Origin of the sequence: Comamonas thiooxydans (assembly GCF_000964545.1) — a bacterium.
GTDB classification, from domain to species: Bacteria; Pseudomonadota; Gammaproteobacteria; order Burkholderiales; family Burkholderiaceae_C; genus Comamonas; species Comamonas thiooxydans.
In genome coordinates this window covers 67,060-86,797 of record NZ_BBVD01000015.1, presented here as the reverse complement: position 1 = coordinate 86,797, position 19,738 = coordinate 67,060, and the positions used below count along the sequence as shown (strand labels likewise).

Below are 19,738 nucleotides of genomic sequence, written 5' to 3'. Positions count from 1 at the left end.
GGCGTCATGAGCGAGACCTATAGGCCGGGTCCACCGGACCTCTGGCCTGACTCCTGGCTGGTCCCGGACTGGCCGGCTCTGCCCGGCGTGCATGCCATCTGCACCTCGCGCGAGGGCGGCGTCAGTCAGGCACCCTGGGGCAGCATGAACCTGGGCGACCACGTGAGCGACAACCCCGCTCACGTGCGCCGCAACCGTGAACTGTTCAATGCGGCGCTGCAGGCCCGCACCCCTGGTGCCTGCACGGCGTACTTGCAGCAGGTGCATGGCGTGGACGTGCTGACGCTGGACGCAGGCAATGTTGCCGAGTCCAATGGTGCGGCCTTCGATGCCTGCGTGACCGATGATGCAGGCGTGGTCTGCACCGTCATGGTGGCGGACTGTCTGCCCGTGTTGCTGGCCCATGATTCGGGGCTGGTCGTGGGCGCGGCCCATGCGGGCTGGCGTGGTCTGGCCGGCATGCCGCCCGGCAGACAGCAGTCTGAGGGGCCGTTGCACGGCGGTGTGCTGGAGATGCTTTTCGAGTCTTTTTCCCGGAAAGTGCAGGCGCAGCAATCGCTTTCGGCGGCCGACACGAAGCCGTCCCGGATTGCCGCCCGCACTCAGGCCTGGCTGGGCCCATGCATAGGTTCCGAGTCCTTTGAAGTGGGGGCCGAAGTGCGCGATATCTTCGTGGCGCATGACGCCGATGCGGCACGACACTTTGTGCCTGTACCTGGCAGCAGCATCAAATATCTGGCCGATCTGGCGCAGCTGGCACGCCAGAGGCTTGCTGCATTGGGCATTGCTGCAATCTTCGGCAACGATGGCAGCCGGCCCTGGTGCACGGTCAGCAATGCATCACGTTTCTTCTCGCACCGGCGCGACGCCGCTCGTCTGGGCGGCAGCGGGCGGCTGGCTGCCAGCATCTGGCGCGATGCCTGAGCCGGGGCTGGGAGGCACGTGTTCTGCAGCTAGCGCTTCCTGTTCCTGCCGGGCTTTGAGGCGGCGCTTTCTGGCCGGCGTGCCCAGTATGTAGAGCACGATGGAAAGCGGCAGCAGACCGTAGAGCATGAAGGTGAAAAATGCACCCAGCAGGGTGCCGCCGGGGCTGGCTGCCTCGGCGATCGTCATCATCACGACAACGTACATCCAGGCGATGGCAATGAGGTACATGGTGTTTCTGTAGTGAGCCAGAAAGCATGCTGGCTCCGGGTTGTTTTGTGTCAAAACAGCTTCATAACGGCAAAATGAGGCCGCTTCTTGTCGGAACTGCCTGGCACATAGGTGACAATGCCGCCGTGTGAGCCGTATTGCAGATTCCGCAAGCGTCCCCAGACCCTGAGATCGCCGGTCGCTTGCCTTGACTAGGATGTAAGCATGAATTTTGACCCGAGCTGGGGCCAGGCTGGCCAATCCATTCAACAATTCTGGCAGGAGCAGTGGAGCAAGAGCCTCCAGACGCTTCAGCAGATGCAGTCCGGTGCTCCCATGGGGCTCAGCGCCATGCCAGGTCTGGGGGCCGCACCCAACCCTTGGGCTGGAATCATGGATGCCATGCAATCGGCCATGCCCCAGATGGCAACGGGGTCGGCTCAAGCGGTGCAGTTCGATGCGGCCAAACTGCAGGGGCTGCAGCAGGAATACCTGCAGTCGGTGCAGTCGTTGGCAGATGGCAAACAGATTCAGGCCCTGCTGTCCAAGGACAAGCGCTTTGCCAAGCCAGAGTGGAGCGCCAATCCCGTTGCATCGATGGCCGCAGCCAACTACCTGCTGGGCAGTCGCATGCTGACCGGTATGGCCGAAGCGGTGCAGGGCGATGAAAAAACACGCAATCGCGTGCGTTTTGCGGTCGAGCAATGGGTGGCAGCCATGGCGCCCAGCAATTTTCTGGCACTGAACGCCGATGCGCTCAACAAGGTTGTTGAAACCAAGGGCGAGAGCCTGGCTCAGGGTATTGCCAATCTGCTGGCCGACATGCGCCAGGGCCATGTCTCCATGACCGACGAAAGCCTGTTCACCGTGGGAAAGAACGTGGCGACCACCGAAGGCGCGGTGGTTTTCGAGAACGAGCTGTTCCAGCTCATCGAATACAAGCCACTGACTGCCAAGGTATTCGAGAAGCCTTTTCTGATGGTGCCGCCCTGCATCAACAAGTTCTACATTCTGGACTTGCAGCCGGACAACTCCGTGATTCGCTATGCCGTCAGCCAGGGGCATCGCACCTTTGTGGTCAGTTGGCGCAATCCCGACGAAAGCCAGGCGCACAAGAGCTGGGATGACTACATCGAAGATGGCGTGCTCAAGGCTGTGAGCACGGTTCAGGATATCTGCGAGGCGCCGCAGATCAATGTGCTGGGTTTCTGTGTGGGCGGCACCATGCTCTCCACTGCCATGGCAGTGCTGGCTGCACGCCATGCCCGCGAGCATGGACAGCCGCAAGCTGCTAAGCCCCGCAGCCGTGCTGCGGCTGCAAAGACAGGCAGCAAAACTGCTGCGGCCAAGGTGGAGGCCCATGCTTTTCCCGTAGCCAGCATGACGCTGCTGACCACGCTGATCGACTTCCGCGACACAGGCATTCTGGACATCTTCATTGATGAAAACATGGTGCGCCTGCGTGAGATGCAAATGGGCAAAGGCGGGCTGATGAAGGGCCAGGACATGGCATCCACCTTCAGCTTTCTGCGCCCGAATGATCTGGTCTGGAACTATGTGGTGGGCAACTACCTCAAGGGCGAGACACCGCCGCCATTCGATCTGCTTTACTGGAACAGCGACTCCACCAATCTTCCCGGCCCGTTCTACGCCTGGTATCTGCGCAATCTCTACCTGGAGAACAACCTGATCAAGCCCGGCGTGCTGACCGTGTGCGGCGAGAAGATCGACATGAGTCAGCTCAAGATGCCGGTCTATATCTACGGCTCGCGCGAGGACCACATCGTTCCTGTCGCTGCGGCCTATGCCTCGTCGCAGGTACTGGGCGGTGAGCGTCGTTTCGTGATGGGTGCCTCCGGCCATATCGCCGGCGTCATCAACCCGCCGGCCAAGAACAAGCGCAGCCACTGGTTGCGTGAGGATGGCGAGTTTCCTGAGGCGTTCAACGATTGGCTGGCCGAGGCCACGGAGTATCCGGGCAGCTGGTGGACGGACTGGAGTGCCTGGCTGGGCAGCCATGCAGGCAAGCAGCTCACGGCTCCCAAGAGCTATGGCCGTGCACGTGCCTATGAAGCCATCGAAGATGCTCCGGGTCGCTACGTTCTGTCAAAAGCCTGAGCGAGGCCTGAGGCACAATCAGTTCCATATTGCGGTGCAGCAAACAAGGCTCGCACCGTGATAGGAAGCGGCGGGTGGCACGATGAACAGGATGCAACCCGCACGCATGCATCACTTGTAAGAAACCTAGAAAGGTTCGTCAGCAATGGAAGACATCGTTATCGTTTCCGCCGTGCGTACGGCGGTCGGCAAGTTCGGCGGCTCTCTGGCCAAGATTCCTGCAACCCAGCTGGGTGCGACCGTGATTTCCGAGGCTCTGGCTCGTGCCAAGGTGGGCAAGGACCAGGTCGGTGAAGTCATCATGGGTCAGGTGTTGACGGCCGCGGCCGGGCAGAATCCTGCGCGTCAGGCCATGATGGCGGCCGGCATTGCCAAGGAGACACCTGCGCTGACGATCAATGCCGTCTGCGGCTCCGGCCTTAAGGCCGTGATGCTGGCAGCTCAGGCCGTAGCAACGGGAGACAGCGAAATCGTGGTTGCCGGAGGCCAGGAAAACATGAGCCTGTCGCCCCATGCCGTGCCCAATTCGCGTGACGGCCAGCGTATGGGTGACTGGAAGATGGTGGACACCATGATCGTGGACGGTCTGTGGGATGTCTACAACCAATACCACATGGGCATCACTGCCGAGAACGTGGCCAAGGAAAAGAACGTCAGCCGCGCGCAGCAGGATGCGCTGGCACTGGCCAGCCAGCAAAAGGCTGCGGCCGCGCAGGATGCTGGCAAGTTCAAGGACGAAATCGTTCCCGTGAGCATTCCCCAGCGCAAGGGTGACCCCATCGTGTTCGACAGTGACGAATACGTCAACCGCAAGACCAATGCCGATGTACTGGCCACCCTCAAGCCCGCTTTCGACAAGGCAGGTTCGGTGACGGCCGGCAATGCCTCGGGTCTGAACGACGGCGCCGCCGCCGTGGTGGTGATGACGGCGGCCAAGGCCAAGGCACTGGGCCTCAAGCCCCTGGCCAAGATCGTGTCTTATGCCACCAGCGGCCTGGCTCCAGAGGTCATGGGCCTGGGTCCTGTCTATGCCACGCGCAAGGCGCTGGATCGCGCCGGCTGGAAGGCTACCGATGTGGACCTGTTCGAACTCAACGAAGCCTTTGCCGCACAGGCCTGCGCGGTGAATCAGGATCTGGGCATTGACACCGCCAAGGTCAACGTCAACGGCGGTGCCATCGCCATCGGTCACCCCATTGGTGCATCGGGCTGCCGCATTCTGGTGACGCTGCTGCATGAAATGCAGCGCAGCGGTGCCAAGAAGGGCCTGGCCGGCCTGTGCATCGGCGGTGGCATGGGTGTTGCTATGGCTGTGGAAGCCTGCTGAGGCTTCAGGATTGCAGACTGCTCCGGTGCTCCTGAAGGCCGGCGCAGTCTGGGAAGCCCGCTGATGCCAGCCTCCCATCGACCCTAGGGAAGATCACGAGGTAAACCACGGCGAAAGCGGGTTCATTCGGACCTACTCGATTGCATACTGGCATGGCCAGCGTGCAGGGTGTGTGGCGTTCAAAACGATAAGCAATTCCTCAGAATTCTTATCGTTGATAGTGTGATCGTGAAATAACCATTGATTGACAGGAGAGATGAATGGGTCAGAAAGTAGCGTACGTCACGGGGGGCATGGGCGGTATCGGTACCGCAATCTGCCAGCGTTTGCATAAGGATGGCTTCAAGGTGATCGCGGGTTGCGGACCATCGCGCGACTACCGCAAGTGGCTGGACGAGCAGGCGCAATTGGGTTACACGTTTTATGCCTCGGTTGGCAATGTGGGGGATTGGGAATCCACCGTCGAAGCCTTCAACCAGACCAAGGCAGAGCACGGCAACATCGATGTGCTGGTGAACAACGCGGGTATCACCCGCGACCGCATGTTCGTCAAGATGACGCCGGACGACTGGAAGTCGGTCATCGAAACCAACCTCAACTCCATGTTCAACGTCACCAAGCAGGTGGTGGCAGACATGGTGGAAAAGGGCTGGGGCCGAATCATCAACATCAGCTCGGTCAACGGCGCCAAGGGACAGGCCGGACAGACCAACTACTCGGCTGCCAAGGCCGGCATGCATGGCTTCACCATGGCGCTGGCTCAAGAGTTGGCTGCCAAGGGTGTGACCGTGAATACAGTCAGCCCTGGTTACATCGGCACCGATATGGTCAAGGCAATTCGTCCCGACGTGCTCGAAAAGATCGTGGCGGGCGTACCCGTCAAGCGTCTGGGCGAGCCTGCGGAGATCGCCTCCATCATCTCCTGGCTGGCTTCGGAAGAGGGCAGCTATTCCACAGGTGCGGACTTTGCGGTCAACGGCGGCCTGCATATGCACTAAGCCTTTTCAGGCATTCGGCAAAAAGGAGCTCAGGCTCCTTTTTTCATGTCGCTGCTGCTTTTCCTGCAGGCAAAGAGCGGGACGATGCCCAAATGACAAAACCCGCAGAGATCATTCATGCGGGTCTTGGGTTTCTGTGTCGCTTTGCAAAGCGACTGGTTGAGTGCAGGGCAGCAAGGCTGATGCTTCTTTGGCCTATCAGTGCCGACTGCCCGGGCACCTGGCTGCAACACACTGCGCTTTGGTCTGCACAGTGTTGCGCGGCGAGCGCTTAGCGCTTGCGATCGCGCTCGTCTTCGGGCCAGATGGACATGATGTTCGTGGTTTGCATTGGAATCTCTCCTGTATGTCTGTTTAACGTCTGACGGATTCAGCTCGTTGACAGCTTTTTGGAAATTTTTTACCTGTTCTTTTATCCAGTGATAATCAGGCTGCAAAGGCGGGGGCACGCTTGCGATCACGTTCGTCCCAGGGCCAAGCCATCAGAGACATAGCTGCTGCGGCCTGTGCGGGCTGGGCTTTGGCGGTGTCGGTAACAGTGGTGGTCATTGCAGTTCACTCCTTTGAGTGGTTCAACGCCTGGCCTGAACTGCAGGTTGACAAGAAGCTGAATCAACAGCGCAAGAAAATGCAACTCGCGTTTGCTGATGTTTTCAGCAGCCGGCATGCATGTTCAAAATGAAGAGCGCCCTGCCAAAGCTGGTCAATGGCAGGGCTTTTCCTGGGCTTAGCAGGTTTCGGTGGTCAGGGCTTCGATCTGCTCCGAAAGCTCCAGCCAGCGCTCTTCCAGTTGATCGATTTCAGCGTTGACGGCACTCAGCTGCTTGCCCGCTTCCACGATATCGCCACCGGATAGTCCGGGCGTGGCCAGCTTTTCTTCCAGCGCGCCGCGCTGGGCATTGAGCTTGGGCAGCGTCTTGTCGATCTGCTCCAGCTCTTTCTTGAAGGGCTTGGTCTTTTCGGCCAGTTGCTGGCGAGCTGCAGCGGCGAGGCGACGGGCTTCCTTGGGGTCAGCCACGGTGTCAGGGAATGATTCTGTTTTCAGAGCGTCCAGCGCTTTTGTAGAAGGGGCTTCAGGCGTAACTGGCTTGAGTTCTACCGGAGTTTGCACCGCTGGCGTGCTGTTGGCCTGCTGTTCGGCATTGCGTGCTTCTTCACGCAAGCGCTTGGACTCCTCCAGCAGATAACGCTGGTAGTCGTCCAGGTCGCCGTCGAACGGGCCGACAACGCCGCGGCCCACCATCCAGAAGTCTTCACATACGGCGCGAAGAAGGTGACGGTCGTGGGAGACCAGCATCACGGTGCCGTCGAAGTCGTTGAGCGCCATGGCCAGCGCTTCGCGCGTGGCCAGGTCCAGGTGGTTGGTAGGCTCGTCCAGCAGCAGCAGATTGGGGCGTTGCCAGACGATCATGGCCAGTACCAGACGGGCTTTTTCGCCACCGCTCATGCTGCCCACAGACTGCTTGACCATGTCGCCGCTGAAGTTGAAAGTGCCCAGCCAGTTGCGCAAGTCCTGTTCGCGGCTGGCGACGGGTGCGGCAGCGCCGAGCTCCCTGGCCAGACGTGTCATGTGCTCCAGCGGGTTCTCACCGGGGTGTAGAACGTCCAGTTCCTGTTGGGCAAAGTAGCCGATATTGAGGCCCTTGCCTTCGGTGACGGTGCCGGCCAGCGCCTTCATCTCGCGGGCGATGGTCTTGACCAGGGTCGACTTGCCCTGGCCGTTGGCCCCGAGGATGCCGATGCGCTGGCCTGCCAGCACGGAGCGGTTGACGCCCCGCAAGATGGTGGTCTGCCTGCCGTCTTCGTCCTCATAGCCGAAGCTGGCATCGGTAATCGCCAGCATGGGGTTGGGCAGATTGGCGGGTTCCTTGAATTCGAAGGTGAACTCGGCTTCGGCCAGTACCGGCCCGACCTTTTCCATGCGCTCGAGCTGCTTGACCCGGCTTTGTGCCTGCTTGGCCTTGCTGGCCTTGGCCTTGAAGCGGTCGATGAACTTCTGCAGATGGGCCATTTTTTCCTGCTGCTTGGCGAAGCTGGCCGCCTGCAGCTCCAGCTGCTGGGCACGCAGTTCTTCAAAGCGCGAGTAATTGCCGCCGTAGCGGTTGATCTGCCCGCCCTGGATCTGCAGTGTGACGTTGGTGATGGCGTCCAGGAATTCGCGGTCGTGGCTGATGACGATCATCGTGCCGCTATAGCGCTTGAGCCAGGCCTCCAGCCAGACCAGGGCATCCAGGTCCAAGTGGTTGGTGGGTTCGTCCAGAAGCAGCAGATCGCTGGGAGCCATCAGTGCACGGGCCAGCTGCAGACGCATGCGCCAGCCGCCCGAGAAACTGTTGACGGGATGATCCAGCTCGGACACCTTGAAGCCCAGACCCAGAATCAGGGCTTGCGCGCGTGATTCAGCATCATGCGCACCTGCATCGGCCAGATCCACATAGGCCTGGGCGATTTCCATACCATCGCCTGAGGCTTCGGCGGCAGCCAACTGGGCGTTCAGTTCGGCCAGGCGCGTGTCGCCATCCAGAACAAACCGGGTGGCTGATTCGTCGGTTTCCGGCATGTGCTGGGCTACCTGTGCCATGCGCCACTGAGGAGGGATGAAGAAATCACCGCCGTCTTCGCTGATGCTGCCATTGAGCAGGGCGAACAGGCTGGACTTGCCTGCACCGTTACGGCCGACAAGGCCGACAGACTCTCCGGGGTTGATGGTGGTGCTGACTTGGTCGAGCAGGACTTTGGTGCCGCGGCGCAGCGTGATGTTCTTGAGACTGATCATGACTGGGGTCGATTATCCGCGAATGCCCTCAGGCTCAGGAGCTTGAGGGAATGAGCAGGGCGGTAGCGGTGCCCCGGTTGTGGCAGGTCTGTCCGAGCTTTCATATGGCCTGAAGACCTATGCGCTCCATCATCGTTTCGGTGAATTTCAGCTCATGTTCACGCGCTTGGGGCCTGGGTGCAGACTCCCGCACGGTGATGAAATAGCGGAGTCCGCGAAGATCCATGATCGCAACTCAAAAAATCAGCTTGAAGGTCGGTATGAAAGCCTGTAGAAGGCTATTTGAAGAATTGTTAGTCTCCTGTAATGTCGGTGTAATCTGACATGGCGTAAGGGCCAAATGTCGACAAGATGGCATATCTCTAAGTCTGAAGTCCGACAGATTAAGTATGTCGGTCCTACAACTGATGCAGCAAAACGTGTCCCTCTCTTCACATTCAACCACCCCGAGCAGAAAAGGCTCTGCCCACTGGCGCATTGAAGACATTGACTTCTCTGCCATCGATCGCACTGCCATAGAGCACAACCAGGACCTGTTCTTCTTGCTGATGAGTGCCTCGTTCATCGAAACCGGCTCGGATACCTACGCGGCCAACTTGGCCGAGCATTACGCTGCCTGGCCCGAGATCGCGGTCTGGCTCAAGGATCAATGGGAGTCCGAAGAACTGCAGCACGGACGCGCGCTACGGGCCTATGTGGAAGCCGTGTGGCCGGAGTTTCCCTGGCAGCAAGCCTACGACAGCTTTTTTGCCGAATATTCGCAGCTGTGCACCATGGAGGAGCTCTACCCCGACCCGCGCCTGGAAATGGTGGCGCGCTGCGTGGTGGAGACAGGCACCACGGCCTACTATCACACCTTGCGCGAACTCAGCGATGAGCCGGTTCTGAGCGAGTTGCTGGGCAATATCCGCAACGACGAGGTCAACCACTTCAAGCATTTCCTCAAGTACTTCAAGGAGCTGCAGCAGCAGGCGCCTGTGGGCCGCACGCGCATTGCCAAGGCACTGTATGGTCGTCTCAAGGAGTTAAGAGAGAGCGATTCGGATATCGCGCTGCGTCATGTCTGGGCGCACAAGGGTCCTTATTTCTCCGATAGCAGCACTCGCTTCGAAGACATGGCCCAGCGCATTTACGAGCTGGTCAGCCGTCGCCTGCCTGCCGATCTGGCTGTGCGCATGCTGCTCAAGCCCATGCTGCTGCCAGCTCGCGTGGAGGGCATGGTGCGCACACCCATCTCCAAGCTGGCGACACGCATGATGTCGTACTGAGTCTTGTAGCAGCAAACGAGCCCGGCCGGCTCCAGTCGTCCGGGCATTCGATTTCCATGACAGGCACCGATCTCACGACCGGAGGAGTGGCGCAGCGTGCAGGCGAGAGCGTGCGCACCTTGTATCACTACGACAGCATTGGTCTGCTGAACCGTGGCATGCATCCAGCACGCCGCAGGGCATGGCAGAGCTGCTGGGCGCGGCGGGCTTCGAGATGGAAGAGGATCTGGGGCCTGCGCAGCTCAATGCCCGCTTCTTTGCAGGCAGGCGCGATGGTCTGCAGATTGCGGGCGGCGGTTTTCGCTATCCGAGCGCGGTCAAGCGTGCTTGAGCGCTTGTTCAAAGACCTGCATAGAGAAAAAGGCACAAGGCTTTGAGCAGCCTGTGCCTTGGATGCGGAACGAAGAACTTACAGCTGCAAGGCGGCGGTATTGCCCTCGGACCAGTGGCGCAGCGCCTCTTCGGTAATCAGCAGCACCTGCTCGTCACCCGAGCTGGTGTCGAGCCAGAACACTGGCAGATCGGGGAAGGCGGCCTCGAAGTACGGCTTTTCATTGCCGATCTCCAGCACCACCACGGCGTCCTTGTTCAGGCGCGCTGGCAAGTCCTCGAGCAGTCGGCGGATGAAGTCCATGCCGTCGGTACCGCCGGCCAGGGCCAGCTCGGGCTCGGCCTGGTACTCGGCAGGCAGCTTGCCCATGCTGTCGGAGTTCACGTAGGGCGGGTTGCAAAGTACGAGATCCCAGGGGCCGGGCACCTGGCTCATGCCGTTGCTTTCCAGCAGCGTCACGCGATCCTGCAGTCCGTGCTTGTCCACATTGATGCGGGCGACGGCGAGGGCATCGGTCGAGATATCGGCACCGGTCACCCGGACTTCAGGATAGGCCATGGCGGCAAGGCAGGCCAGGGAGCCGTTGCCGGTGCACAGGTCGAGCACCTGCACGGTCTTGTCGGACAGCCAGCCGTCGATGCTGCCGTCGGCCAGCAGCTCGGCGATAAAGCTGCGCGGCACGATGGAGCGTTCGTCGATGTAGAAGGGCACGCCCACCAGCCAGGCCTCGTTCGTCAGATAGGCTGCGGGCTTGCGGCTGCGGATACGTTCTTCAAAAAGAGTAGCTGTCTGCGTTTGTGCATCAAGAGATACAGGCTGATTTGCTATAGATTCCGGAGCACCGGGCGTGAGTTCGCTGTCCAGGGGCAGGCCCAGCTTCCAGAGCACCAGCCAGGCCGCTTCGTCTTCGGCCGTGGCCGTGCCGTGGCCAAAAGCCACGCCGGCAGCGGTGAGCGCCTGGGTGCCGCTGGCAATCAGTTCGGCAACGGTGTTGCCGGAGATCAGGGTTGTGCTGGTAGTGCTCATGCGGTCTGGGGTGCGGTCTGCTGGCGCTGGAGTTGTTCCAGAGTCTTGCGGTAGATGTTTTTCAGGGGCTCGATATCGGCCACGGCGATGTGTTCGTCGATCTTGTGGATGCTGGCATTGGGCGGGCCCATCTCGATGACCTGAGGGCAGATCTGGGCGATGAAGCGGCCATCGCTGGTGCCGCCCGTGGTGGATAGCTCGGTATCCAGTCCGGTTTCATCCTTGATGGCGGCCTGCACGGCCTGCACCAGGGTGCCCGGTGTGGTCAGAAAAGGCTGTCCGCCCACGGTCCAGACCAGAGAGTATTCGACGCCATGGCGGTCCAGGATTTCATGTACGCGTTTTTGCAGGGAGTCGGAACTGGACTCGGTGCAGAAGCGGAAATTGAAGTCGATCACCACGTGACCGGGAATGACGTTGCTGGCGCCCGTGCCGCCATGGATATTGCTGATCTGCCAGCTGGTGGGCGGGAAGAACGCATTGCCGCGGTCCCAGACCGTGGCCGCGAGTTCCGCGAGTGCGGGCAAGGCCTCGTGAATGGGGTTGCGTGCCAGTTGCGGGTAGGCGATATGACCTTGCACGCCGTTGACGGTGAGCTTGCCGCTCATGGTGCCGCGGCGGCCGTTCTTGATCATGTCGCCGGTCTGTTTGACCGAGGTGGGCTCGCCCACGATGCACCAGTCCAGGCGCTCGCCACGCTGGCGCAGCTCTTCGACCACGACCTTGGTGCCGTCGACCGAGGGGCCTTCCTCGTCGCTGGTCAGCAGCAGGGCGATGTCGAAGGCGGGCTCGGGCGTGGCCTGCAGAAACTCCTCCAGCGCCACGACAAAGGCGGCGATGGAGGTCTTCATGTCGCTGGCACCACGGCCGTAGAGCTTGCCGTCGCGGTGCATGGGCACGAAAGGCGGGCTGGTCCATTCCTTGAGCGGGCCGGGTGGCACCACATCGGTATGGCCGGCAAAGACCAGCACAGGCCTATCTGAATTGATAGCACCTTGCGTAGACTGAGAAATCGCAGGAGCGCGCTTTGCCCACAGGTTTTGTACGCGGAAGTCTGCGGGGCCGCTGTCCAGCCGCTCGCAGGTAAATCCCATGGGTGTCAGGGCATCGGCGAGCAGCTCAAGGCAGCCAGCATCTTCGGGGGTGACGGAGGGCAGGCTGATGAGCTGCTCGGTCAGTTGCAGTGTCCGGGACATGGAGGGGGCTTCAAACTAAAACAATGCCTATGCCGCCTTGGCTGGCGGCTTCAGGCGGTTCTGACATCCAGGGTGATTTCCGTGAAGGACGGCATATCGTCATCGCCGGGCAGAGTCACATCGGTGACGGCCGGGGCGTTGGCAGCAGTGGCCGCGTGGCTGACGTCATTATCCATGCGCCACATCAGATTGGTGGGCGAGTCGGCATAGGCCAGCGCTTCACTGCGCTCAATTGTGCCACTGCGCACCAGGGCTGCCAGTGCGTCCTCGAAGGTCTGCGAGCCTTCGGCCATGGATTTTTCCATGGCCTCCTTCACGCCACCGAAGTCGCCCTTGACGATCATGTCGCTGATGAGCTTGGTATTGAGCATGACTTCCACGGCCGGCACGCGGGTGCCGGTAACGGTACGGACCAGGCGCTGAGAGATCACGGCCTTGAGCGAGGCGGCCAGCTCGCCCAGCATGCTGGGGCGTACCTCCTCGGGGAAGAAGGACAGGATGCGATTGAGCGTGTGATAGCTGTTGTTGGCATGCAGGGTTGCCAGGCACAGATGGCCGGACTGGGCATAGGCCAGTGCGGCCGACATGGTCTCGCGGTCGCGGATTTCGCCGATCAGAATCACATCGGGTGCCTGACGCAGCGCATTCTTGAGTGCGGTTGCGAGGGTACTGGTATCGGTGCCGACCTCACGCTGGTTGACGATGGATTTCTTGTTGCGAAACTGGTATTCGATGGGATCTTCCACCGTGAGGATATGGCCAGTGAGCGTGTCGTTGCGTTCGTCGATCATGGTCGCCAGTGTCGTGCTCTTGCCCGAGCCCGTGGCGCCAACGACAAGCACCAGGCCGCGCTTTTCCATGACCAGTTCGCTGACAATGGACGGCAGATTCAGGCTGTCGCGCGAGGGCACCTGCTGCGAGATGAAGCGCACGACAACTGCGTAGGAGCCACGCTGGCGCATGGCGCTGATACGAAAACGTCCTATGCCGCTCATGGGGATGGCCATGTTCAGCTCGCCTGTCTGTTTGAGCTCCTCTATGGCTTCCGGCTTGACGACTTCGGAGAGCAAGGCCAGCGGAGCTTCGACCGGCAACTCCTGATTGTTGATGGGGATGCAGATACCGTTGATCTTGATCAGCGCCGGCGCACGGGCGGAGAGATAGACGTCCGAAGCCTTTTTTTCGGACATCAGACGCAGAATTTTTTCCATGGTGCTCATTTTTTCTTCATCCTTTTTCGCTCAGCCTCTCTGTGCACGCATGTTAGCGTGTGTCAACTCGGTGCAGGTCGCGCTTGATGCGCAAAGCTGATTTCCAGCATGAAAAAAGCCTGCACGCTCGGGAGCGGGCAGGCTTGTGAGCGGGGGCGGCCATGGCGGTGTCTGCATCAAGGCAGAGCAAGCGTGGCCAGGCGCCCATCAGTCGCGCAGCAGGTCGTTGATGCTGGTCTTGGAGCGGGTCTGTGCATCCACGCGCTTGACGATGATGGCGGCATACATGGAGTAGTCCTTGCCATCCTTGGTTTGCTTGGGGATGTTGCCGCTGACCACCACCGAGCCGCTGGGCACGCGGCCGTAGGTGATTTCGCCGGTTTCGCGGTTGAACAAGGGAGTGGACTGGCCGATGTACACGCCCATGCCCAGAACGGAATTCTCTTCCACGATCACGCCTTCTACGACTTCGGAGCGGGCGCCGATGAAGCAGTTGTCTTCAATGATGGTGGGGTTGGCTTGCAGGGGCTCAAGCACGCCGCCCAGGCCCACGCCGCCCGACAGGTGCACGTTCTTGCCCACTTGAGCGCAGGAGCCCACGGTGGCCCAGGTGTCGACCATGGTGCCTTCGTCCACATAGGCGCCGATGTTCACATAGGAAGGCATCAGGATCGCGCCCTTGGCGATGAAGGAGCCGCGACGGGCCACGGCAGGAGGTACCACGCGCACGCCGGTGGCGGCGATCTCGGCTTCGCTCATGCCTTCGAACTTGGTGGGCACCTTGTCGAAGAAGTTCAGGGCGCCGCCGTTGATCAGTGCATTGTCCTTGAGACGGAAGGACAGCAGCACGGCCTTCTTGATCCACTGGTGCACGGTCCACTGGCCCACGCCTTCGCGGCTGGCCACGCGCAGCTTGCCGACATTGAGTTCGGCAATCACGTGCTCCACGGCATCCACCACTTCCTTGGGGGCGGCGGAAGGCGAAATAGTGGCACGGTTGTCCCAGGCGTTGTCGATGATGGATTGCAGTTGTTGCGTCATGATGTTTTCGGTCAAGGATCGAAAGTTGAGGTGAATCGTTAAGTCATAAAGGCCTGCACCGGGCAGGCGCTGGGGTGGAAATCAGCGTATGCGCGACTCGATGAACCGGGCAATGCGCTGAGCTGCTTCCAGGCATTCTGCCGTCTCGGCCACCAGAGCCATGCGAATGCGGTTGGCTCCGGGGTTGAAGCCATGGGCCTCACGTGCCAGATAGCTTCCCGGTAAAACTGTCACGCCTGTATGAATATACAGCTCCTTGGCGAATTGTGCATCATCCATGCCCAATTGCGGCGGAATGCCAGCCCAGAGGTAGAAGCTGGCATCGGGCAGCTTCACATCCATGACCCTGGACAGCACGGGTGTGACCTGGGCAAACTTCTCGCGGTAGAGACGGCGATTTTCCTGCACATGGACCTCGTCGCCCCAGGCGGCAATCGATGCCGTCTGCACCACGGGGCTCATGGCGCCGCCGTGATAGGTGCGGTAGAGCAGGAAGGACTTGAGCAGGGCCGCATCGCCTGCCACAAAGCCGCTGCGCAGTCCGGGCACATTGCTGCGTTTGGACAGGCTGGTGAACATCACCAGATTCTTGAAATCATGGCGACCGAGCTTTTGTGCCGCTTCCAGGCCGCCCAGCGGAGCTTCCTCCTGGAAGTAGATCTCGCTGTAGCACTCGTCGCTGGCAATCACAAAGCCATGCTTGTCGGACAGGGCGAACAGCTTCTCCCATTCGCCCAGCGGCATCACGGCGCCCGTGGGGTTGCCGGGAGAGCAGACAAAAATCATCTGCGTGTTCTGCCATACCTCCTCGGGCACGGCATCCCAGTTCACGGCGAAGTTGCGCGCGGCATCGCTGGCGGCGTAATAGGGGGTGGCCCCGGCCAGCAGCGTCGCACCTTCGTAGATTTGATAGAAGGGATTGGGGCAGATGACGCGCGCACCGGCTCGGGTGCTGTCCACCACCACCTGGGTAAAGGCAAACAGGGCTTCACGCGAGCCATTGACGGGCAGAACCTGGGTCGCTGCATCAAGCTCTATGCCGTAGCGCCGGTTGGCCCATTGCGCGCAGGCCTGGCGCAGCGCCGGCAGACCGGCTGTGGCGGGGTAAACGGACAGGCCCTGGAGTTCGCTGCTCAGTGCTTTTTCAATGAACGCCGGCGTGGCATGGCGCGGCTCTCCGATGCCCAGGCTGATGGGGCGCAGGCCCTCGGGCGGCTGGGCAGAGGCAAACAGTTGGCGAAGGCGTTCAAACGGATAAGGCTGTAAGCGCGAGAGCAGGGGATTCATAGTGACACATTATGGGCTGATGCCATTTTCGCATGAGAAAACAGTGCTCATGGTTTCGATTTTGCGGGTTTGCAGGCACCGTAAATTGCAATTTGTTACGTAAGCTGGATGACAGAGCAAAGGGCTACCGTGAGCAGGCTGCAAGCTCAGCAAACGAAGTCGACCACAAAAAACGAATGGAGACAGGCAATGCAAAAGCGCATCTTGCCCGACAAAAAAAACCGCGTACGAATGAGGAATTCCGGACTGCTGTGGTCGGGGCTGCCATGGCTGCTGGCTGGGCCTGTTTTGCCCTTGCTGGGCCTGAGCGGAACATGGCAGCTGGGCTGGTTGCTGCTGTGGATCATGGGAGTGCTGTTGTGGGTCGGTGCTCTTCACAAGAGCTGGCAGCAGCAGTGGCAGGACATGCAGCTGGCGCTGGAAAGAGTCGCTCATGGAGACCTGAGTCTTGGCGTTGCCGGAGAGCCGCAACAAGGACTTTCCGCATCAAGCCTTACCAAGTCCATGGTACATGCGCTGTCGGCAATGGTGGCCGATGTTCGCAGCAACGCGGCCCTGGTTGCCCAGGCTGGACAGGGCATGGTCAAGGACCATCAGGCCTTGTCTGAACGAACCGAGATGCAGGCGAGCAATCTCGCGCAGACGGTGGTCAGTGTCGAGCAGCTCACCTCTGCGGTTGAGCACAATGCGGAAGTGAGCAAGGCAGCACATTCCCGAGCTGACGGCGTGTGCGCCGCTGCCGATCAGGGCGCCCAAGCCATGCAGCATGCGGTGCAGTCGGTGGAGCTGATAGAGCACAATGCCGGGCGCATGCGGGAAATCATTGGCGTGATTGACGGCATTGCCTTCCAGACCAATATTCTTGCCTTGAACGCTGCGGTGGAGGCTGCCAGAGCCGGTGAACAGGGGCGTGGCTTTGCCGTGGTGGCCAGTGAGGTGCGGACGCTGGCGCAGCGCAGCGCCGAAGCTGCCAAGGAGATTCGGCAGTTGATCGGCGAGACCGTGCAGCAGGTTGCCCAGAGCACGCAGCAGTTACGCAGTGCAGGCGAGGAGATCCAGGGCGTGACGCGGGCCATTCACGATGTGGTTGCCCATATGGGGACGCTTGCGGACACGGCCAGCAGCCAGAGCTCGGGTCTTCAGGAAATCAGCAATGCCGTGCGTCAGATCGACGAAATTACCCAGCACAACGCCCAGATGGTAGGTCAGGCGCTGCAGCAGGCGCAGGAGTTACAGCTGCGCGCCCGGCATCTGTCGGATGCGGTGTCGCGCTTCAGGCTGCAGCAGGGTACAGCCGAGGAGGCGGTGGCCCTGGTGAATGCGACCATGCGGCAAGCCAAAAGCTCGTCCAGTGTTGCCAGCCTGCTGCAGACCGTGACCGATCCTGCGCAGCCATTCCACGACCGCGACATGTATGTGTTTGCCTTGTCTTCTGAGGGGGAGTACCGGGCCTTTGGCGGCAATCCGGCCAAAGTGGGGCTGCGCGTTCAGGATGTGCCCGGCATCGACGGAGATAGCCTGATGGCCGACATCATGGCCCAGGCCGAGCTTCGTCCGGGCTGGGTTGAATACGACTACATCAATCCCAGCAACCAGCAGGTGCAGACCAAGATGTCCTATGTCTGCAAGCATGCAGGCCTGTACTGGGGCTGCGGCGTCTACAAGAGCCTGGTCAGTGCCTAATGGAAGCCTGATGGGCACTTGTCGCCACTGATTTGTTGCGGCATTGAGAGCACAGGCTTTTTTTCAAGCGCCAGAGGCTGATTGGGTATCAGGCTCCTGCGCGCTGGGCTTTGGCCTTGGCCAGAATGGCGGCAAGCGTGGCTTTTTTGTCTGTGGCGGGCGCTGACGGTGTGTCGGCTTGAGCGCCAGCTTGTTCAGTTGCGGTTTGTGCCGTGGTGCGCACCGGCTCATTGGCCTTGCGGCCCGTGCGCTGCCGATGCACACCATAGCGGCGGCGGGCATGTTCGGCCTGGGCTGCGCTCCAGGCTGACCAGCCCGTGGCCTCGCCGCTGGCATTGACCAGCTCTATGCAATCGACCGGACAGACGGGAATGCACAGCTCGCAGCCCGTGCAATGCTCGGCAATCACGGTATGCATTCGCTTGTTAGCGCCGAGAATCGCATCGGTAGGGCAGGCCTTGATGCACAGCGTGCAGCCTATGCACCAGGCCTCGTCTATCACAGCCAGGGTGCGCGGTGCTTCCAGGCCGTTTTCGGCGTTGAGCGGCAACTCCGGCCTGCCAGTGATGGTCGCCAGACGGCGCACACCTTCCTGGCCGCCGGGCGGGCATTGATTGATGGCGGCTTCTCCGCTGGCAATGGCCTCGGCATAGGACGCGCAGTCGGGATAGCCGCAGCGCGTGCACTGTGTCTGGGGCAGGGCTGCATCGATGTTCGCAGCCAGTGCTTGAAGCGAAGAGGCTACGGACATGGATGAGTTCATTCTGGTCTGGCGAGCCTTTACGCCCTGGCGCGGTGGGAGTCGCGTCCTTTCAGGGCTGGGGCGCTATTTTGACCTGTTTTTACAGCCTTGGCAGACTTGTCTGCATGGGCCTCGTTGCTTTCCAGCTCTACTCCGTCGTCACTGACGCTGCTCAGATGGCCTGCGACGCTGGCGGCTGTCGCGCTCGCGGGCTGGTGGGACAGGATGAAGTCGCGCACCTGCGGGTAGACGGTCTTGCGCCAGCGGCTACCGCTGAAGATGCCGTAATGGCCTGCACCTTGGACTTCGATATGCTGGCGCGCCTCGGCAGCGATGCCGGCACACAGATCATGGGCGGCGCGGGTCTGGCCTGCGCCCGAGATATCGTCGAGCTCGCCTTCCACGGTCAGCAAGGCTGTGTGTCGGATGTCCTGAGGCCGCACCAGCTCGGGCTGGCCCTGCTCGTTTTTGACTTCCCAGGTGCCCTTGACCAGCTTGTACTCCTGAAACACGGTGGCGATGGTCTCAAGATAGTAGTCGGCATCCATGTCCAGCACAGCGTTGTATTCGTCATAGAACTTGCGGTGGTGCTCGGCGCTGGCCTCGTCACCCTTGATCAGGTCCTTAAAATAGTCGTAATGGCTGTTGGCGTGGCGGTCGGGATTCATGGCCACAAAGCCAGAGTACTGCAAAAAGCCGGGGTAGACGCGGCGGCCGGCACCAGGGTAATTGTTCGGCACTTCGTAGATGACGTTGTTCTCGAACCATTCATAGCTGCGGGTTTCGGCCAGGTTGTTGACGGCTGTCGGTGAGCGGCGTGCATCGATGGGGCCGCCCATCATGGTCATGGACAGCGGCGTCACCTCGCCACGGCTGGCCATCAGCGAGACGGCCGCCAGCACGGGCACCGTGGGCTGGCAGACGCTGACTACATGACACTGACCATAGCGCCCTTGCAGATAGCGAATGAATTCCTGCACGTAGTTCACATAGTCGTCCAGATGGAACTCGCCCTCGGACAGCGGCACGGTGCGGGCATTCTTCCAGTCGGTGATATAGACCTTGTGGCCTCCGAGCATGCTTTGCACGGTGTCGCGCAGCAAGGTGGCATAGTGGCCCGAGAGCGGTGCAACGATCAGCACCACAGGCTGGCTGAGCATGAGCTCCAGTGTTTCTGGATCGTCGGAAAAGCGCTTGAAGCGGCGCAGCTCACAAAACGGCTTGTCGACCTCCACCCGCTCGCGGATGGTGACATCCACGCCGTTGACTTCGACGTTATGCAGATCGAATTCAGGCTTTTCGTAGTCCTTGCCCAAGCGGTACATGAGGTTGAAACCCGCTGCCATGCGCTGGGCCAGGGGCACCTGGCTGAAGACCGAGTGGGGGTTGTTGTAGAACTTGGAGGCGGCCTGGGCAAAGTCTGCAAAGGGCTCAACCATTGCGCGCTGCATTTCGTAGATCTGATAGAGCATGGGACGCACTTCTGCTGGTTATGTTGCAGTGCAATATAACAGCAGAGTTTGACATGCGAAGTAGTGAATTCCCTTCAAACTGCGCAACTGCGGGGATTGCGCAACGCATGTCGGACTTGGCCGCGCTT

General features: G+C 60.6%; 17 protein-coding genes. 7 read left to right on the top strand and 10 right to left on the bottom strand.

The features are described from left to right. Positions 1–6: 6 nt before the first annotated feature. Positions 7–924, top strand: a complete 918-nt coding sequence (locus tag Cth01_RS20655; RefSeq protein WP_034379429.1) for a purine nucleoside phosphorylase YfiH/LACC1 family protein — start codon at positions 7–9, stop codon at positions 922–924. Here the strand turns inward: Cth01_RS20655 and Cth01_RS20650 are convergent. Then, positions 841–1,155 carry a hypothetical protein gene (locus tag Cth01_RS20650; protein WP_045840244.1) on the bottom strand — a complete coding sequence of 105 codons (315 nt, stop codon included), beginning with the start codon at positions 1,153–1,155 and terminating at the stop codon, positions 841–843. The two genes, Cth01_RS20655 and Cth01_RS20650, sit on opposite strands and share 84 nt — an antisense overlap. Before the next feature lie 204 nt (positions 1,156–1,359). On the opposite strand from Cth01_RS20650, the gene Cth01_RS20645 reads away from it, so the two are divergent. From Cth01_RS20645 to phbB, 3 genes are all read left to right on the top strand, one after another. After that, positions 1,360–3,252: a PHA/PHB synthase family protein gene (locus tag Cth01_RS20645; protein WP_034390345.1), complete on the top strand. Its 1,893-nt coding sequence runs from the start codon at positions 1,360–1,362 to the stop codon at positions 3,250–3,252. Between the two features lie 145 nt (positions 3,253–3,397). Continuing rightward, the gene (locus Cth01_RS20640; RefSeq protein ID WP_034390342.1) at positions 3,398–4,579 is read left to right on the top strand and encodes an acetyl-CoA C-acetyltransferase; all 1,182 of its coding nucleotides are present in this window, start codon (positions 3,398–3,400) and stop codon (positions 4,577–4,579) included. Between the two features lie 260 nt (positions 4,580–4,839). Continuing rightward, positions 4,840–5,577, top strand: coding sequence for an acetoacetyl-CoA reductase (phbB, locus tag Cth01_RS20635; protein ID WP_003064980.1), 738 nt, complete (start codon positions 4,840–4,842; stop codon positions 5,575–5,577). 426 nt (positions 5,578–6,003) lie between these two features. Here the strand turns inward: phbB and Cth01_RS24470 are convergent, their stop codons facing one another. Together Cth01_RS24470 and Cth01_RS20630 are read right to left on the bottom strand one after the other, a co-directional pair. Continuing rightward, a complete protein-coding gene (locus Cth01_RS24470) occupies positions 6,004–6,126 on the bottom strand; it encodes a hypothetical protein (RefSeq protein ID WP_003064982.1) in 123 nt (40 codons plus the stop codon). A 178-nt stretch (positions 6,127–6,304) separates the two neighbouring features. Then, positions 6,305–8,353 (bottom strand): ABC-F family ATP-binding cassette domain-containing protein, encoded by a 2,049-nt coding sequence (locus tag Cth01_RS20630; protein ID WP_045840243.1) that lies wholly within the window; start codon positions 8,351–8,353, stop codon positions 6,305–6,307. A 407-nt stretch (positions 8,354–8,760) separates the two neighbouring features. Here Cth01_RS20630 and Cth01_RS20625 point away from each other — a divergent pair, with 407 nt between their 5' ends. Together Cth01_RS20625 and Cth01_RS20620 are read left to right on the top strand one after the other, a co-directional pair. Beyond that, complete coding sequence (locus tag Cth01_RS20625) at positions 8,761–9,621, top strand: ferritin-like domain-containing protein (protein WP_034355459.1); 861 nt, start codon at positions 8,761–8,763, stop codon at positions 9,619–9,621. 181 nt (positions 9,622–9,802) lie between these two features. Then, positions 9,803–9,952, top strand: a complete 150-nt coding sequence (locus tag Cth01_RS20620) for a hypothetical protein (RefSeq protein WP_156160284.1) — start codon at positions 9,803–9,805, stop codon at positions 9,950–9,952. Positions 9,953–10,030: 78 nt separating this feature from the next. Here Cth01_RS20620 and prmB read toward each other — a convergent pair whose 3' ends face one another. The 5 genes from prmB to dapC all read right to left on the bottom strand — a co-directional run bounded on the left by prmB (position 10,031) and on the right by dapC (position 15,713). Beyond that, a complete protein-coding gene (gene prmB / locus Cth01_RS20615) occupies positions 10,031–10,978 on the bottom strand; it encodes a 50S ribosomal protein L3 N(5)-glutamine methyltransferase (RefSeq protein ID WP_034410106.1) in 948 nt (315 codons plus the stop codon). Next, positions 10,975–12,174 (bottom strand): succinyl-diaminopimelate desuccinylase, encoded by a 1,200-nt coding sequence (gene dapE / locus Cth01_RS20610; RefSeq protein ID WP_045840242.1) that lies wholly within the window; start codon positions 12,172–12,174, stop codon positions 10,975–10,977. Before dapE ends, prmB begins: the two co-directional genes overlap by 4 nt. Positions 12,175–12,224: 50 nt before the next feature. Further along, on the bottom strand, positions 12,225–13,394 hold the full coding sequence (locus Cth01_RS20605) for a PilT/PilU family type 4a pilus ATPase (protein ID WP_034355447.1): 1,170 nt from the start codon (positions 13,392–13,394) through the stop codon (positions 12,225–12,227). A gap of 198 nt (positions 13,395–13,592) precedes the next feature. Then, positions 13,593–14,426 carry a 2,3,4,5-tetrahydropyridine-2,6-dicarboxylate N-succinyltransferase gene (dapD, locus tag Cth01_RS20600; RefSeq protein WP_045840265.1) on the bottom strand — a complete coding sequence of 278 codons (834 nt, stop codon included), beginning with the start codon at positions 14,424–14,426 and terminating at the stop codon, positions 13,593–13,595. Positions 14,427–14,507: 81 nt separating this feature from the next. Further along, positions 14,508–15,713 (bottom strand): succinyldiaminopimelate transaminase, encoded by a 1,206-nt coding sequence (gene dapC, locus Cth01_RS20595; protein ID WP_034410102.1) that lies wholly within the window; start codon positions 15,711–15,713, stop codon positions 14,508–14,510. A gap of 189 nt (positions 15,714–15,902) precedes the next feature. On the opposite strand from dapC, the gene Cth01_RS20590 reads away from it, so the two are divergent. Next, on the top strand, positions 15,903–17,396 hold the full coding sequence (locus Cth01_RS20590) for a methyl-accepting chemotaxis protein (RefSeq protein WP_052703401.1): 1,494 nt from the start codon (positions 15,903–15,905) through the stop codon (positions 17,394–17,396). Between the two features lie 88 nt (positions 17,397–17,484). Here Cth01_RS20590 and rsxB read toward each other — a convergent pair whose 3' ends face one another. Continuing rightward, positions 17,485–18,147, bottom strand: a complete 663-nt coding sequence (rsxB, locus tag Cth01_RS20585) for an electron transport complex subunit RsxB (RefSeq protein WP_174447125.1) — start codon at positions 18,145–18,147, stop codon at positions 17,485–17,487. 29 nt (positions 18,148–18,176) lie between these two features. After that, positions 18,177–19,610 carry a polyhydroxyalkanoate depolymerase gene (locus Cth01_RS20580; RefSeq protein WP_045840240.1) on the bottom strand — a complete coding sequence of 478 codons (1,434 nt, stop codon included), beginning with the start codon at positions 19,608–19,610 and terminating at the stop codon, positions 18,177–18,179. Between the last annotated feature and the right edge of the window lie 128 nt (positions 19,611–19,738).

Excerpts from the sequence above, each read along its gene's own strand:
- Cth01_RS20650 (WP_045840244.1), bottom strand. The coding sequence starts at position 1,155 with ATGTACCTCATTGCCATCGCCTGGATGTACGTTGTCGTGATGATGACG.
- prmB (WP_034410106.1), bottom strand. The coding sequence starts at position 10,978 with ATGAGCACTACCAGCACAACCCTGATCTCCGGCAACACCGTTGCCGAA.
- Cth01_RS20640 (WP_034390342.1), top strand. The coding sequence starts at position 3,398 with ATGGAAGACATCGTTATCGTTTCCGCCGTGCGTACGGCGGTCGGCAAG.
- Cth01_RS20590 (WP_052703401.1), top strand. The coding sequence starts at position 15,903 with ATGCAAAAGCGCATCTTGCCCGACAAAAAAAACCGCGTACGAATGAGG.
- rsxB (WP_174447125.1), bottom strand. The coding sequence starts at position 18,147 with ATGTCCGTAGCCTCTTCGCTTCAAGCACTGGCTGCGAACATCGATGCA.
- dapE (WP_045840242.1), bottom strand. The coding sequence starts at position 12,174 with ATGTCCCGGACACTGCAACTGACCGAGCAGCTCATCAGCCTGCCCTCC.
- phbB (WP_003064980.1), top strand. The coding sequence starts at position 4,840 with ATGGGTCAGAAAGTAGCGTACGTCACGGGGGGCATGGGCGGTATCGGT.
- Cth01_RS20605 (WP_034355447.1), bottom strand. The coding sequence starts at position 13,394 with ATGAGCACCATGGAAAAAATTCTGCGTCTGATGTCCGAAAAAAAGGCT.
- Cth01_RS20630 (WP_045840243.1), bottom strand. The coding sequence starts at position 8,353 with ATGATCAGTCTCAAGAACATCACGCTGCGCCGCGGCACCAAAGTCCTG.
- Cth01_RS20625 (WP_034355459.1), top strand. The coding sequence starts at position 8,761 with ATGCAGCAAAACGTGTCCCTCTCTTCACATTCAACCACCCCGAGCAGA.
- dapC (WP_034410102.1), bottom strand. The coding sequence starts at position 15,713 with ATGAATCCCCTGCTCTCGCGCTTACAGCCTTATCCGTTTGAACGCCTT.
- Cth01_RS20645 (WP_034390345.1), top strand. The coding sequence starts at position 1,360 with ATGAATTTTGACCCGAGCTGGGGCCAGGCTGGCCAATCCATTCAACAA.
- dapD (WP_045840265.1), bottom strand. The coding sequence starts at position 14,426 with ATGACGCAACAACTGCAATCCATCATCGACAACGCCTGGGACAACCGT.
- Cth01_RS20655 (WP_034379429.1), top strand. The coding sequence starts at position 7 with ATGAGCGAGACCTATAGGCCGGGTCCACCGGACCTCTGGCCTGACTCC.
- Cth01_RS20580 (WP_045840240.1), bottom strand. The coding sequence starts at position 19,610 with ATGCTCTATCAGATCTACGAAATGCAGCGCGCAATGGTTGAGCCCTTT.
- Cth01_RS24470 (WP_003064982.1), bottom strand. The coding sequence starts at position 6,126 with ATGACCACCACTGTTACCGACACCGCCAAAGCCCAGCCCGCACAGGCC.
- Cth01_RS20620 (WP_156160284.1), top strand. The coding sequence starts at position 9,803 with ATGGCAGAGCTGCTGGGCGCGGCGGGCTTCGAGATGGAAGAGGATCTG.